The organism is Candidatus Omnitrophota bacterium, assembly GCA_040755155.1.
GTDB lineage: Bacteria > Hinthialibacterota > Hinthialibacteria > Hinthialibacterales > Hinthialibacteraceae > JBFMBP01.
On the sequence record JBFMBP010000004.1, the window covers coordinates 1 to 15,074 of the forward strand.

A 15,074-nucleotide genomic window follows, 5' to 3' on the forward strand; every position below is an offset into this window, starting at 1 on the left:
ACCGTCATTTTCCCTATATTTGGCGTATAAATCGCTGATTTTGCCCTATATAAGGCTTATTTTAGCCTAGAAATGCCTTATTTCATAGACCATTTCATAATATTATAATGTATATAAGGGTTGGATGGGTTGAATCAAGCGTTGTTATCGTGTCGTTTCAAGCAGTAATCGCCATGTTATTATACTTATATATAAAAAGTTATGTTCGATATGTTAATATCTTACTTTAATACGAGTTTTCCACTAAAAACGTCTTTTTTTGAGTAAAAAATGAGTAAAAAATAGGTAATAAATTATGCACTATTTGTCAATAAATGGGAGTTTTTTGTGAACGCAATCTCAATTCTTGACGCCTTTATTAATTTTCCTTGACTTATTCCAGGCTCTTGCCCTAATAAATTACTATCGCTTTAAAAGTTGTCCTTTATGAAAAGATGGATTGTCGCTACTCATGTTGCGGAGGAGCGGCGATTATGATAATTTACACAAATCAACATGCAAAAATTAGGAGGATATTAATTTCAAAGGGGCTGGCTCATGAATAATCCTTTAGCCATCATCACTCCCGAAAATGCGCAATTGCGGCCAAATTTTCAACCAATCAGGGTTATTGGGATTGATTTGGGAACCACCAATTCCACCGTGGCGGAAATACATTGGCATCCAACCGACAACTCCATTCAACCCCATTGTTTGGAAATTGAACAAGAAACGACAGCAGGTCCATACACTCATATTCTCATCCCATCCGCCGTAACCGTTTATAATGGGCAAGTTTGGGTGGGAGAAGGCGCGAAACGTCTTTACGCCCGTTCGGCGGAAATTGGCTTGGAAGTAGGGAAAAACCTTTTTCTGGAATGCAAAAACGATATTGGCGCTCAACGCACCTATCAAAAAGCGCCGGAGGGATTCCGTTCCGCTGCGGAAATTGGCGGCAAAGTCCTGGAATTTTTGCGGAATTCCGCCATGAAAGAGAATCAAACTCCAGTATCGCGTTTTGTAGTAACCGTCCCCGCCTCGTTTCAGGCTGCCCAACGATTGGATACCGTAAAAGCGGCCAAACTGGCGGGCATCTCCCTAGGCAGCGGAGATTTGTTGGATGAACCCATCGCCGCTTTCCTCGATTACCTGGTCTCCCATTCCGATCGTATCTTGGAGAGACTAGATTCGCCGACGAATTTGCTCGTTTTCGATTTCGGCGGCGGTACCTGCGATGTGGCGATCTTTCATATAGTTCCCAACCTAACCCAGAATCATTTCCAAATTTCACCGCTGGCCGTATCAAGATACCTGCGGCTTGGCGGCGGCGATATCGACCGGGCTATTCTCTATGAAGTCCTCCTGCCCCAACTATTGGAACAAAACAAACTCGCATCGTCGGATATCAGTTACGAAGATAAAAAAAATGTAATCGAACCGGCTTTTTTAGGCGTAGCGGAAGTTCTAAAGATCGGTCTCTGCAATGAGATTCACCGGCTCAAACAGTTCGATCAGAATGCAAAAGCCGATAAAAAACAGATTATCAAAAAACTGCCTGGGCGTTATGCCTGCATTCTGCGTGGGAAGTCTCTGGAACTGCTTTCTCCCGCTTTATCCGCCGAACAGTTCGAGACTATCCTGGAACCTTTCCTGGATCGGGATTTTTTATACGCCCGCGAAACGGAATACCGCATGACTTGTTCGATTTTCGCTTCCATTCAGAATGCCCTGGATCGTAGCCGACTGGAAGCGAAATCGCTTCCTTTCTGCTTATTGGTGGGGGGCAGCAGTCTAATACCGCAGGTAGTAGACGAAATTCAAAAATTCTTTCCCCAGGCAGAGATATTGTCCTACGACAACCCGGAAGATATCCAAACCGCCGTAGCTCGCGGCGCCGCCTGTCAAGCCTTGGCATTAGCCCTATATGGTCAAAGCATCTTTCAAATGGTTACCCATAACCGGATTTCCATTCGCACTAAAAGCGGCGCCTATGATTTGATCCCCCAGGGAGTTCCGCTTCCATTCCCCCAAAATGAAGCATGGATGCAATGCCGGGATTTAATCGTACCCGAAACGTCATTAATCAATCCCGTCAACATATTGATAGAATTATTGGCTGGCGATAAAGAGGAGGAATGGCCTTTATTCACCGAAGTCTGGGAGGCGCCGGCGCCGGTCAACCGTGGGGATAAACTCGTCTTGAAATACCGTATGGATGAAAATCAGGTGCTGGAATTCGAGTTATCGCTGACGGATAATGAGGAAGAGACGCCTTTTTCTGGACGAATTGAAAACCCCCTCACCAATGTGGTTAATCCCAATGCCATCGCTTTAAAAATTCAACGCATCGAAGAAGAATTGCGAACGGGAAAAATACCCCAATCCCAAATACCCGAAACCGTTGTGGAAATCGCTAGAGATTATGCCGAACTAAATCAACGTGAAAAAGCCATTTCTTACTTGGAACGGGCATGGCGCATGAAAAAACAACCCGATTCCTACATTCTGAACCTTTTGGGAATCTACCACGGAGAATTGGGAAATTACGAAAAAGAAGAGAAATTCTACCGGGAAAGCGCCCACCTTTCGCCAATGAGCGGAGCCATGTTCAACCTAGCGTTGAGCCAAAAGAATCGCTCGCGCTTCCGTGAGGCCGCTATATCCATCGACGATTATCTCATGTATCGATCGAACGGCCCTGGCTGGACTTTGAAAGCGATGATCGCCGAGAAATTGGGGAATGAATCCTTGCGGACGGAATCCTTGGAAGCGGCTTTTAACGACTATGCCAATCCCAAATATCTGGATGAATGGGAACTCGGCTGGTATATGACGGCTTGCCAAATGTCGGGAGAAAAGGGAAAACTGGAAGCCGCTCGAAAAGAACAAAAAAAGCGGCAAAACGTCCAAGGCGCGAAGACAAGTCCCGGCGGCATTCCTCCCGAAATCATGGGAAGCGTGGCAAAAACATGAGCTGGCTGCTTACATACAACGAACTGACTCCCGACCAGCAGCGGGCCTTCGCTCTCGGCCCGGATGAACCGCGCGCCGTCATTGGAGGCCCCGGCTCTGGAAAGACGCAAATCCTGCTGCACCGCGCCCAATATTTAAGCCATCGATTCCATATCCAACCCAACCGCTTCCGCATCTTTGTATATACCAATGTCCTGAAAGATTATATTCAATCGGCGTTTTCCTTACTGGGATTGCCGGAAGAAAACATCCTCACCATAGACCATTGGCGCCGCTTATTCTTTGAAGAACATATCGGTCGAAAACTCCCTTGGGATTATGAAAATAAACAACCCGATTTTGACGCCATTCGCGAGGCGGTTTACAACAAAGTTTGTAGCGGATCGATCTCTTTGCCTTTATACGACTTTGTTTTGGTGGATGAAGGGCAAGATTTGGAAATAGAAACGTTCCAACTTCTGAAGAAAATCAGCGCACATATAACCGTCTGCATGGACAGCAAACAACAAATCTACGAAAGAGGCTCCAACGAAGCGGAAATCCTTCATATTCTGGGAATCAAGAAACGCAACGTCAACTTGATAGACGCTTTTCGCGTATGCCCCTTTCTTGTCGAAGTCGCCGCCCAATTGATTTCCGATCCCTCCGAGCGCGAAGCTTTCAAGAATCAAACCCGGCAGCCGCAGACGGAAAAACAACCGCCATTGCTTTACCTTGCCAAGAATTTTGAAGATGAGACGCGAATGCTCTACGAGATGGTGCGGGAAAGGTTAATGAAGAACGAAAAAATCGCCATTCTGTTTCCCCAAAACCGGCAGGTTTTTGGATACGCCAATAGTTTAACGGAGGCGGGCATCGAGGTGGAAGTTCCCAATAAACGCGGCGGCGTCAAGCGATTTCCTGCGCATGATTTTTCATCGGATCGTCCCAAATTAATGGCCTATCCCAGCGTAAAAGGATTAACCTTCGATTCCGTCTTTATGCCTCGTTTGACGCCGAACTCGTTTCAGCGGGTAAGCCAGGAACGCATCCAGCGACTGCTCTTTGTGGCTTTAACCAGAGCCGTGAAATGGGCGTATTTGAGCACGGATGAAGCCAAACCCTTGCCGACCATCGCCAATCGATTGCTCCCGCTGCAAGACCAAGGATGCTTTACGGTTCGCAATAGCCAAAACGCATCCTTCGCTTTTCCCCCAAAAATAGACGTATCGGCAACGTCGACAAACGACGATTTGGATTTCCTATAAAATTATGAGAATAATATTATCACGCCTCTATGAATCTCCATCAACTGGATTTTAAGATCGGTTGCCGTTTAATCATTAAAAAAAAATGGATTTGGGAGATAATCGAGTGCCTCGAATATTCGATAACATTCAAAAACAGTTGCTCCCCGCTCTCCGTGAAACCTTAGAGGTTTCTTTCCGTTCGGATTTTTGCGTTGGGTATTTCAATCTTCGGGGATGGAAGCAACTGGATTCCTATTTCGAACAGTGGGGCGGCGGCGATGGCAACTGCTGCCGCTTGCTTGTGGGAATGCACCGATCGCCGGAAGAAGAACTCCGGCAGGCCATGAATCTATCTAAAACGGAAGAAGGGATTGATAACCAAACCGCCATGCGGTTGAAAAAAAAACTGGCGGAAGAGTTTCATAATCAACTGACGATTGGAATCCCGACAAACGAGGATGAAACCGGACTTCGTCGATTGGCTAAACAAATCCGGCTAAAGAAGGTCGTTGTAAAACTTTTCCTGAGCTACCCTTTGCACGCAAAACTTTATCTGCTTTTTCGCCATGACAATATCAATCCCATCGTTGGCTACTTGGGAAGCAGCAATCTCACTTTTGCCGGACTTTCCAAACAAGGCGAGCTTAATGTCGATGTTCTCGATCACGACGCTTGCCTGAAACTCTCAGACTGGTTTGAACAACGCTGGAATGACACATGGTGCGTAGATATCTCGGATGAATTGGTGGAAATAATTGAGAATAGTTGGGCGCGGGAAGAACGAATTCCCCCCTATCGCATCTACATCAAAATGGCTTATCACCTGTCCCAGGAAGCGCGGGCGGGACTAAGTGAATTTAAAATTCCGCGAGATTTTGGCAATAAACTTTTTGAATTTCAGGTTGCGGCAGTTAAAATCGCCGCTCATCACCTGAATAAACGTGGCGGCGTCTTAATTGGCGATGTTGTTGGATTGGGAAAAACTCTCATGGCGACGGCCTTAGCCCGCATTTTCGAAGACGACCATTTCCTGGAAACATTGATAATCTGTCCTAAAAACCTCGTTCCTCTATGGGAAGACTACAGGGAACAGTATCGGATGAGAGCAAAAGTTCTATCCATAACGATGGTCAAGAAAGTACTTCCCAATCTTCGACGCTATCGCTTGGTTATCATTGATGAAAGCCATAATCTAAGAAACCGGGAAGGAGAGCGCTACAAGGCGATTCACGAATACGTACAAGAGAATGAAAGCAAGTGCATCTTGCTTTCGGCTACTCCATACAATAAGACCTACCTCGATCTCTCCAACCAACTTCGTCTGTTTATCCAAGAAGAACAAAATCTTGGCGTAAGACCCGAAACGTTATTGCGGGAATTAGGCGAGATTGAATTCACACGCCGCCATCAGTGTTCCCCGCATACGCTCGCGGCGTTCGAAAAAAGCGTATCTACCGATGATTGGCGGGAACTCATGCGGCTTTTCATGGTGCGGCGCACTCGCAGTTTTATTCAAGACAATTATGCCGAAACCGATCCCGCAAACGGCAGAAAATACCTGACCTTTTCCGATGGAACGAGGTCTTACTTTCCCGCCCGTTTGCCCAAAACCGTTAAATTCAAAATCGACGACAACGATCCTTCCGACCAATACGCTCGGCTCTACGCGCCGAACGTAGTAGATGCGATCAATGGCTTAAATCTTCCCCGTTACGGATTGGGGAACTACATCGCGCCGACGCCTCATCAGCCGCCCACTCCAAACGAAGACAAAATTCTGGCGGATTTATCCCGCGCGGGCAAACGTCTTATGGGATTTTGCCGCACTAACCTCTTCAAACGTTTGGAAAGCAGCGGCCATGCGTTCATTCTTTCCGTTCAGCGGCATATTCTCCGAAATTACATCTATCTCCATGCGATCGAACAGAACAAGCTTCTGCCGATTGGAACGCAAAATGTTGGTCTTTTGGATAGCCGCGTTCAGGATGCCGATAAAGAAATGTTCGATATCGAAAGTATTTGGGTTGAGGACGAAGATGATAATTCAACCTCGGATTTAGCAAACATTCTTGATCCCTATCGCGCAGACTATTATCAACAACGCGCCGCCGAGATATACGCGGAGTATGAACAGCGATACAAACGACGATTCAAATGGCTTCGGGCGGATTTATTCGTTCCTGAGTTGGCTGGCGATCTTCTCCAAGACGCCGGGGCGTTGCTTGGTCTTTTGAAAAAATGCGGCGCTTGGGAACCGGCTCAGGACGCCAAATTGTCGGCTTTGGCCCAATTGCTTTCCCATAAACATCCCAACGAAAAGGTTCTGGTTTTCAGTCAATTCGCCGACACGGCGCTTTATCTGGATGAACAGTTAAAAACAGCCGGGATTCAAAAATCGGAGGCGGTTATCGGCGGCGCCCCGAACGTTACGGAATTGGCTTGGAGGTTTAGCCCGGAAAGCAACGATAAACGGCGGCAGTGGAAGCCGGAAGAAGAATTGCGGATTCTTTTCACCACCGATGTCCTCAGCGAAGGCCAGAACTTGCAGGATTGCGCCATTGTGGTGAACTACGATCTTCCTTGGGCTATTATCCGGCTGATACAGCGGGCTGGCCGCGTGGATCGCATCGGTCAAAAAGCGGAAAACATTCTTTGCTATTCGTTTCTGCCCGCCGAGGGAGTCGAGCGGATCATTCGCCTTCGCTCCCGCGTCCGGCAACGGCTCCATGAGAACGCCGAGGTTATCGGCGCAGACGAAGCCTTTTTTGAGAATGATCTCAATGATGAAGCCATTTTGAATCTATACCACGAAAAGGCGGGAATTCTGGATGGAGACGACGACGCCGAGGTGGATTTAGCCTCCTATGCCTATCAAATCTGGAAAAACGCCATTACCGCCGATCCCGCGTTGCAGAAGATTATTCCCGATTTGCCTCCGGTGGTTTATTCCACGAAGCCGCATCAACCGAAGGAACGGGAACCCGAAGGAGCGTTGGTTTACATCCGCACGGCGGAGGGAAACGATTCTTTGGCCTGGGTGAACGAAAACGGTAAGAGCGTTACGGAATCTCAATTCGCTATTCTCAAGGCGGCGGAATGTATGCCGGATACCCCGGCATTGCCCCGCAAGGACAATCACCACGAACTGGTAAAGAAGGGAGTAGAGTTCCTGATCGAAGAAGAAAAATCCGTGGGCGGACAATTAGGGCGGCCTTCGGGCGCTCGCTTCCGCGCCTACGAACGGCTGAAGCGCTATGCGGAAGACGTTAAAGGAACGCTTTTCGACAATGAAGAATTGCATAAAGCCATTGAAGATATTTACCGCTATCCATTGAAACAATCGGCTACGGATGCGCTGAACAGGCAATTGCGCAGCGGCGTTTCGGATGATACCTTGACCCAATTGGTAATCGCTCTCCGTGAGGAAGACAAACTGTGTTTGATTCATGAGGAAGAAGAAACTCATGAACCCCGGATTATCTGTTCGCTGGGATTGCAAGCAAAATAAGGAGGTGGAGATTGTATCTCATTTATATGGATGAGTCCGGCCAGACAGGGAATAATCTGAATGACCCGGCGCAACCGATTTTCATTTTAGCGGCGCTTATTGTACCAGAAACAGTATGGTTGGCTTTGGAAAAGGATCTAGTAGCGGTTATTGATAAGTATTTCCCCGCTCCTCGTCCTATGAATTTTGAGATTCATGCAAAGTCTATCTATCATGGCGAGAGTTATTTTCGCCAATATCCTATGAGTCATCGGCTTTCCTTTAGAGACGAATGGTTGAGTATTTCGCAACGCCATAACCTTAAACTAATCTATCGTTCTATCGTCAAGAAACGATATCGCAATTGGATTCGCTCAACCTTTGGTTCCGGCGTTTCCATAAATCCTCACGTAGCAGCGTTCCCCTTAGTGGCGCATGTGGTTAATGATTACTTGGCGTCTCTCCAGGATTCGCCTTTGGGTATTTTTATTGTCGACGAGAACCGTGAAATCATTTCAGATGTTGAAAAGGCTATTTATTTGTTACGGGGTGCAGAGGGAAATCTGAAACTGGATCGAATTATCGAAAAGGGATTCTTTATCGATTCCTCAAAAAGTTTCCTTCTTCAGTTATGCGATCTATGCGCCTACAGCGCAAAAAAGAAAGAGGAAAGAAAAGAAGGTTTACCGATTAAACCGATCGATGAAGGCGGGATTCAAATGATTGAACCTTTAATTCAGCGCGGAGATGAAGCCCTGCAAGACACGTTGGAATGGCTTATCGAACAACAAAAAGAAAAAGCGGCCAGGGAATAAATCCGGGTCGGTTTGAGACCGGCCGCACTGGTCGCTTACTATAGGATATATGGATGACAATCCGTTGTCAAGAATATATTTTGAAAGGGTAAAGCAAAGTGCCCCCCGACCGTAAAGCGTTAATTGATCGATTGAAAAAATTCGATTTTACCGGTTTGTTTACCCAGGAACTGGGGTGGGATTGGAATTCTTCCGTTTCTCTTCGCGTCAATGTTGGCGAACAAGTTTTTGATATCCGATCCATTGCGCAAAAACGTGGGATTCAGGTTTTTGAATGTCGGCTTGGGAGAATTCCCGATTACGCCACTCGGCGCTTGATCGATAAAGAAATTACGAAATCCGCTTACGAGCATCTGATTATTTTCACGGATTCCGCCAAGACGGTTCAAATCTGGCAGTGGGTTTCCAAGGAACCGGGAAAGCCCAAAGCCTGCCGCGAGTATACGTTTACTAAGAATCAAAGCGGGGAAGCGCTCATTCAACGCTTGAACCATATTGCCTTTGCCTTGAGCGACGAAGAAGGGCTAACGCTTATCGGCGCTACGATCAAGTTAAAGGACGCCTTCGATAAAGAGCGCATCACCAAGCGTTTTTACGAGCGTTTCCAGAAAGAATTGCAAACTTTTAAGGAGTTTTTGCAGGGCATTCCTCAGGATGATATGGAAAACTGGTATGCTTCCGTTATGATGAGCCGCTTGATGTTCATCTATTTCATTCAAAAAAAAGAATTTTTGAACAACGATCTCCATTATCTGCGCAACCAATTGGAATGCAGCCGCCAACGCGGAAAAGACCGGTTCTACAAGGATTTTCTATGCCCGTTGTTTTTTGAAGGCTTTGCCAAACCGGAACGGGAACGCTCCCAAGCCGCCAAGCAATTGTTGGGAAAAATACCCTATCTGAACGGCGGGCTTTTCTTACGGCATCAAATCGAGGAACTGTATGGCGAAGCCATAACCATCCAGGACGCCGCCTTCGAGAAACTTTTTGCCTTCTTCGATCAATACCAATGGCATTTGGACGAACGCCCCAATCGCGCCGACAACGAAATCAATCCGGACGTTCTGGGTTATATCTTTGAAAAGTATATCAATCAGAAACAGATGGGGGCGTATTACACCAAAGAGGATATAACCGAGTACATTAGCAAAAATACCATCATCCCCCGTCTGTTCGACGAAGCGCGGCGAAATTGCAAAATCGCGTTTGAGGGGGAAAAATCCGTTTGGGAATTATTGCAGGCCGATCCCGACCGCTACATCTATGAAGCGGTTCGTTTGGGCGTGATCGACAGCCAGGGGCAAGTAATCCCGGAGACGGCCTTGCCGGAATTCGTGCAAAAGGGGATGCGCGATCCCAAGGAACGCATGTTCGATCGGCGCTATAACCTGGGCGACGCCTATCTTCGCGGCGAGAAGGGCGAGAAACTCACTCTTCCTACGGAAACTTGGCGCGAATACGTCTGCCGCCGCCAGCGATGCTTGGAACTGCGCGATAAACTGGCTCAGGGCGAAGCGCAAGATATCAACGCCCTTGTAACCTATAACCTCAATATCCGCCAGTTCGCCCAAGACGCCATCGAAAATTGCGAAGGACCGGAATTGTTGCGGGCGTTTTGGCGCGCCATTCGAGACATCTCGGTTCTCGATCCCACCTGCGGCTCCGGCGCCTTCCTCTTCGCCGCGCTCAACATCCTGGAAGACTTGTACGAAGCCTGCCTGGACCGGATGCAGGCGTTCCTCGACGAACTGGAACGTTTGGGCGAAAAACATCGCCCGGAAAAATACAAGGATTTTCGCGAAATCCTGGCGCTGATCGAAAAACATCCCAACCGCAAATACTTCGTTTTCAAATCGATCATCCTCAACAATCTCTACGGCGTGGACATCATGGACGAGGCGGTGGAAATCTGCAAACTCCGCCTTTTCCTGAAACTGGTCGCTCAGGTGGAAAAAGTGAATGAGATCGAACCGCTGCCCGATATCGACTTCAACATCCAGGCGGGCAATACCCTGGTAGGATTCACGACGCTAAAAGAAGTGAAAAATTCGCTGGCCGATTCCATGCTCAATGATGAAATCATGCAAAGCATCGCGGATCAGGCGGACGAAATCGACCGTCTTTTCGTTCACTTCAAAGAACAACAAACCTCCCTGGGCGGGGAAATAACGCCAGCGGATAAACAAGAACTCCGCCGCCGCTTGAAGCAACTCGAAGATGAACTCAACCGCTACCTCGCGGGCGAATACGGAATTCAAACTAACGATGAAAAAGGTTACGAAAAATGGCTGGCTTCCCATAAACCCTTCCACTGGCTCATCGAATTTTACGGCATTATGAAAAAGGGCGGTTTCGATGTGATTATTGGGAATCCGCCGTATGTGGAATTATCACCACGTAAAGTCGAATATAATTTTAAAGAAAAGCAATATGAAACACTTTCTTCTAAAAATCTTTATTCTCTTGTTTACGAACATTCTCTTAATCTTATAAAAAGGAATTCATATGTCGGTTTTATTGTCCAACTTACTGCTATTTCATCAGAAAAAATGGCTCCCTTGCAAGATATGTTATTAAATCGTGGGGGATTGTTAGCATTGGCATTTCCTCGTAGGCCAGAATCAATCTTTGATGGCGTTGAAATGCCAGTTTCGATATTGATTTCATGTCCTTGGAATTCAGGTCTATATACCACTAGGATTAACAGATTTTATACAGAAGAAAGATCAGTTGCTTTAACTTCCCTAAACCTTCATACACACAATATCAGAATAAACAAACATCGAATTGCAAAGTTTGGAAATATGATAGATGTATCAGTTTATGGAAAAATTGCGAAAAATCAAATTATCATTTCTGATAATATAGGTGCCGAATATTCTAAATGGTTTCTTTATTACCAAGAGGCTTTTAGATATTGGGCAAAGGCATGTAAAGGGCATCCGTTTTTTCGTCGCAATGGAAAAGATATGCAACCCCCACATGGTCGTATTATAAAATTTACTAGTTATGAGTCTTGTTCGTTTACTACATGCCTAATTAATTCATCATTATTCTATTGGTATTATAGTGCTTTTTCTGATTGTGAACACTTGAATGATTCGCTTTTAAAAGAATTTAAAGTTCCTGACAACTGCTGGAAATTTAAATGGATAAATTTAGAAAAAGAACTATCATTAAGTCTTAGTAATAATGCTGTCAGGAAAAATATAAAAACAAAACAAGGACATAAAATTGAATATGATGAAATAAACGGCTCTAAATCGAAATCAACTATAGATAATATCGACCGAGTTCTCGCCCAGCATTACGGCTTCACCGACGAGGAACTCGATTTTATCATCAACTACGACATCAAATACCGCATGGGGCGGGAGGGGGGAGAAGAAGCGGAATGACGGCTATTGTTCGTTCTATATCCGATATTCCGATTCGTTTAACCGACGAACGATGGGCGCATATCGCGGAAGAACATGGCGAAATGGCGGGATTGCGCGCCGAAATCTTGGAAACCGTTGCGAATCCGCAACGGATTTTTCTGGGAAATGACGGCGAACGGTTGGCGGCGCGGGAATATTCCCCTGGAAAATATCTTGTAGCCGTCTACCGTGAAGAGAAAGAAGACGGTTTTATGATTACGGCATTTATGACGCGCAGAATCCAATCGTTGGAAAGGAGGCGGCAACTATGGCCATAGCGGACATTCAAACGTTTATCAACTTAATCCCTTCCATTCAACAAATTCCCGAAAAGGCATTATGGGTGTCCTACGATCAGGAAGCGGATGCGTTGTACGTCAATTTCAAAAAGCCTTGCGCCGCGACCGACAGCGAAATCACCGACGAGGATGTAATAGTCCGCTACGAAGGGGATTCCGTCATCGGATTAACCGTACTCCACGCCAGTAAACGCGCGGGATAATGGCTAGGATTCCTCATCAACGGCGGCATTGAACCGCAGTACGGCGAGAAAGTGGAACTATCTGCTGGAATAAGATGTGCGGCGCTTTCGGATATGGTAGACGGAGCAACCTTTTCATCTCCGGAAATGGCGCTCCACATTGAAAAAGCATTTGGCGTTTCGATGGAGATGCCCTTAAGGATGCAGGCATGGCATAGCGTATGCGCCATGCGCCGCCGCGCTGATGAAATTGACGTAAAGCGGTATCAACCAGCCTAAAATAGGAAGATAGGATTGAAAAAGAGGATCGATCGATTCTCTACCGTCAAAGAAAAAATCTGTTGGACGAAATCCGATTGACATGACAACCTTTATCAATAATCCACGTATGGAAAGAATATTGCGGTAACTCTCGTGGTCGAACGATTCCTATTATCCCCCGATTCCCCTAATTACCCCGCCGTTCTAAAAAGCGAATTATATTGGAAGCCCCCAAAAGAATTAATTGCCATCGGAAACGCCAATCTTCTCCCTTTCCGAAAACTTGGATTTTTTTGTTCCAGCCAATGCCCTGGAAACGCGATAGTGCGAACCTATGACCTAGTAAAAGGCTTTTCCCATGACGGTCTCGTCATCATCGGCGGATTTCATTCTCCCATCGAAGCGGAATGCTTGCGGCTGTTATTGCGCGGAAAGAGTGGAGCGATTATTTGCCCAGCCCGCAGCATCGAAACCATGCGTATTCCTTCCGCTTGGAAATCCGCGTTGGAAGCAAACCGCTTGCTGATTCTTTCCCCCTTTCCGTCCAATCAACCGCGCATGACCCGCGAACTGGCCGAATACCGGAACGAGTTTGTAGCCGCGTTAGCCGATGCGATCTTTATCGCTCACGCCGCTCCCGCAAGCCAAACGGAAGCCTTCGCCCACAAAATCGCCGCCTGGGAAAAACCGCTATATACCATCGACGTTCCCGCCAATCGAGGTCTAATCGAACTGGGCGCAAGGCCAGGGGAGAAAATTCAAGAGGTGACGTAAGTCTCTCGCCAACTCTCGACCGGCTTGGCAGGCTTCTCTCTGCGTTGAATAAAAAACCATCTTCACTCACACCCGCTACCGTATGGAACCAGTCGGGGGTCCCAAGCCGGGGGCTTTGGGGGGGCCGGGTGGCATCTCCCACATCCCGGCCTGTACCGATCTTCTATTGCCCCGTCGCATTACCTGTTGCGCCGCACCCAACGCGCCCCTCTTCGCTATTATGAGTTCGTTTCCATTGATCGCGGGGATCGTTTCCTATGTTCGCGTCTCTTTCCTTTCATCATGCGGGCCGCCTTGCGGTTCGCTGCACGGGGCGTCATGGAATTCTCTATAAGGTACGCTGGAAGGAACGGCGCAAGGATTGTTTAGAAGAGACGCAAATCCCCGTCCGTGCGTTCGCTCTTTGCTTTCGGCGTTCGTTGCGCCTGGGGGCGCAAGCCGCCGCCAGGGCTGTTGCCGTTGCGGATTCGTTATTCTAAGTTCGCCATCTCCCCCTCTAAATCCCGCTTCGCCTTCGCAATTTCATATCGCATGGCATCCAGCGCCGCGACTGCCGCATTCAGTTCAGCATTCACAGCTAAATCCCCCTTCGCTTTCGCAATTTCCTTTCGCATCGCAATTTCATATTGCATTGCATCCAGCGCCGCGACTGCCGCATCCAGCGGCGGCACTATCGCATTAAGTATTCTTCGCTCAACCGAATTCATCTCAGCCAGCGTCTCATTTATCTCATACAGCGTCGCCCTCATTGCTGTATTTACCTCCGCATTTACCTTCGCATCTAACGCTTCCGCCACCGCCGCCGCCGCGCTCCAAGTCGGATGCGTTTTTCGCACTCTCTCCGTCTCTGCCGCCGTTACTACCGTAGCTGCCTCAAGTAGTCTTTGCACCCTCGCCCACTTTTCTACCGCTGCAACTAATCTAGGCGCCCACGTTTCTACCGCAACTAAACTATGCGCCGCCTCTATCACCTTTCTATACGCAGGATCGAATATTCTCATAATAGTATCTTCCCCGCCGCCCCGTGGGGCGGATCGCCTTATTACGCCTCGGCGAGCTTCGCTTTTTTCGCTTCTCCCGCCTTGCGGATGTCCATCATGCTTGCAATTTTTTCGCCCAAGTAACTCAACGCCGCCTACATTGGATTCACGTCCAGGCGGGCATAAATCTGAGTTGTGGTTATGTTTAACTATGCCCCAAAACTATCCCATTCAATGGAAGCGAACAAACAACCCCAGCTAACCAACTCCCGCATGTTCGCCATAAATCGTGAATCTGAATCACAATGGTTTTGGTGGATTCATCGGTCTAAATGATCCGGCTTGTCATATTGAAATTTTATCCCAATCGATGTAGATTATAATTTCATCGGTACGGTAAAATATAGAGTATGATTATCTAAATCTTCCAAGTCTTCAGAAACCAATCCCAAAATCGGGAATCCCAAACGATTGTGTACGTAATAATGTACAATACATTTTCATCCTATTTTATTTTATTGATTTATAATGACTTATTCATATGCAAATTCAGCCTTCCAAGCTGAGGGTTGCGGGTTCGAGACCCGTCTCCCGCTTAACTAAGCAACTTGAAAACATTAGACTTACGTAATTTCTACTCTTCCCGATTCTCCCCTCTGTACCGCAAATTGTACCG

At 47.1% G+C, this 15,074-nt stretch carries 11 protein-coding genes; 9 read left to right on the top strand and 2 right to left on the bottom strand.

Annotation, left to right across the window (positions count from 1 at the left end; all coding sequences use genetic code 11):
• The first annotated feature begins 537 nt into the window (after positions 1–537).
• The 7 genes from AB1656_00655 to AB1656_00685 all read left to right on the top strand — a co-directional run bounded on the left by AB1656_00655 (position 538) and on the right by AB1656_00685 (position 12,404).
• Positions 538–2,952, top strand: a complete 2,415-nt coding sequence (locus AB1656_00655; GenBank protein ID MEW6233870.1) for an Hsp70 family protein — start codon at positions 538–540, stop codon at positions 2,950–2,952.
• Complete coding sequence (locus AB1656_00660; GenBank protein MEW6233871.1) at positions 2,949–4,199, top strand: UvrD-helicase domain-containing protein; 1,251 nt, start codon at positions 2,949–2,951, stop codon at positions 4,197–4,199. The genes AB1656_00655 and AB1656_00660 overlap by 4 nt, the downstream gene beginning before the upstream one ends.
• Before the next feature lie 106 nt (positions 4,200–4,305).
• Positions 4,306–7,689 (top strand): helicase-related protein, encoded by a 3,384-nt coding sequence (locus tag AB1656_00665; protein ID MEW6233872.1) that lies wholly within the window; start codon positions 4,306–4,308, stop codon positions 7,687–7,689.
• A gap of 11 nt (positions 7,690–7,700) precedes the next feature.
• Positions 7,701–8,483, top strand: coding sequence for a DUF3800 domain-containing protein (locus AB1656_00670; protein MEW6233873.1), 783 nt, complete (start codon positions 7,701–7,703; stop codon positions 8,481–8,483).
• 98 nt (positions 8,484–8,581) lie between these two features.
• On the top strand, positions 8,582–11,881 hold the full coding sequence (locus AB1656_00675; GenBank protein MEW6233874.1) for a DNA methyltransferase: 3,300 nt from the start codon (positions 8,582–8,584) through the stop codon (positions 11,879–11,881).
• The gene (locus AB1656_00680) at positions 11,878–12,180 is read left to right on the top strand and encodes a PBECR2 nuclease fold domain-containing protein (GenBank protein ID MEW6233875.1); all 303 of its coding nucleotides are present in this window, start codon (positions 11,878–11,880) and stop codon (positions 12,178–12,180) included. Before AB1656_00675 ends, AB1656_00680 begins: the two co-directional genes overlap by 4 nt.
• Positions 12,171–12,404, top strand: a complete 234-nt coding sequence (locus AB1656_00685; GenBank protein MEW6233876.1) for a DUF2283 domain-containing protein — start codon at positions 12,171–12,173, stop codon at positions 12,402–12,404. The genes AB1656_00680 and AB1656_00685 overlap by 10 nt, the downstream gene beginning before the upstream one ends.
• A gap of 174 nt (positions 12,405–12,578) precedes the next feature.
• On the opposite strand, the gene AB1656_00690 is transcribed toward AB1656_00685, so the two are convergent.
• Complete coding sequence (locus AB1656_00690) at positions 12,579–12,746, bottom strand: hypothetical protein (GenBank protein MEW6233877.1); 168 nt, start codon at positions 12,744–12,746, stop codon at positions 12,579–12,581.
• Positions 12,747–12,797: 51 nt separating this feature from the next.
• On the opposite strand from AB1656_00690, the gene AB1656_00695 reads away from it, so the two are divergent.
• Together AB1656_00695 and AB1656_00700 are read left to right on the top strand one after the other, a co-directional pair.
• Positions 12,798–13,418 carry a DNA-processing protein DprA gene (locus AB1656_00695; protein MEW6233878.1) on the top strand — a complete coding sequence of 207 codons (621 nt, stop codon included), beginning with the start codon at positions 12,798–12,800 and terminating at the stop codon, positions 13,416–13,418.
• Positions 13,419–13,675: 257 nt separating this feature from the next.
• Positions 13,676–13,897: a hypothetical protein gene (locus AB1656_00700; protein MEW6233879.1), complete on the top strand. Its 222-nt coding sequence runs from the start codon at positions 13,676–13,678 to the stop codon at positions 13,895–13,897.
• On the opposite strand, the gene AB1656_00705 is transcribed toward AB1656_00700, so the two are convergent.
• Positions 13,889–14,419: a hypothetical protein gene (locus tag AB1656_00705; protein MEW6233880.1), complete on the bottom strand. Its 531-nt coding sequence runs from the start codon at positions 14,417–14,419 to the stop codon at positions 13,889–13,891. The genes AB1656_00700 and AB1656_00705 overlap by 9 nt on opposite strands.
• Positions 14,420–15,074: the final 655 nt, after the last annotated feature.

Coding starts and splice junctions, on each gene's coding strand:
- AB1656_00655 (MEW6233870.1), top strand. CDS start 538: ATGAATAATCCTTTAGCCATCATCACTCCCGAAAATGCGCAATTGCGG.
- AB1656_00660 (MEW6233871.1), top strand. CDS start 2,949: ATGAGCTGGCTGCTTACATACAACGAACTGACTCCCGACCAGCAGCGG.
- AB1656_00680 (MEW6233875.1), top strand. CDS start 11,878: ATGACGGCTATTGTTCGTTCTATATCCGATATTCCGATTCGTTTAACC.
- AB1656_00685 (MEW6233876.1), top strand. CDS start 12,171: ATGGCCATAGCGGACATTCAAACGTTTATCAACTTAATCCCTTCCATT.
- AB1656_00690 (MEW6233877.1), bottom strand. CDS start 12,746: ATGTCAATCGGATTTCGTCCAACAGATTTTTTCTTTGACGGTAGAGAA.
- AB1656_00700 (MEW6233879.1), top strand. CDS start 13,676: ATGTTCGCGTCTCTTTCCTTTCATCATGCGGGCCGCCTTGCGGTTCGC.
- AB1656_00705 (MEW6233880.1), bottom strand. CDS start 14,419: ATGAGAATATTCGATCCTGCGTATAGAAAGGTGATAGAGGCGGCGCAT.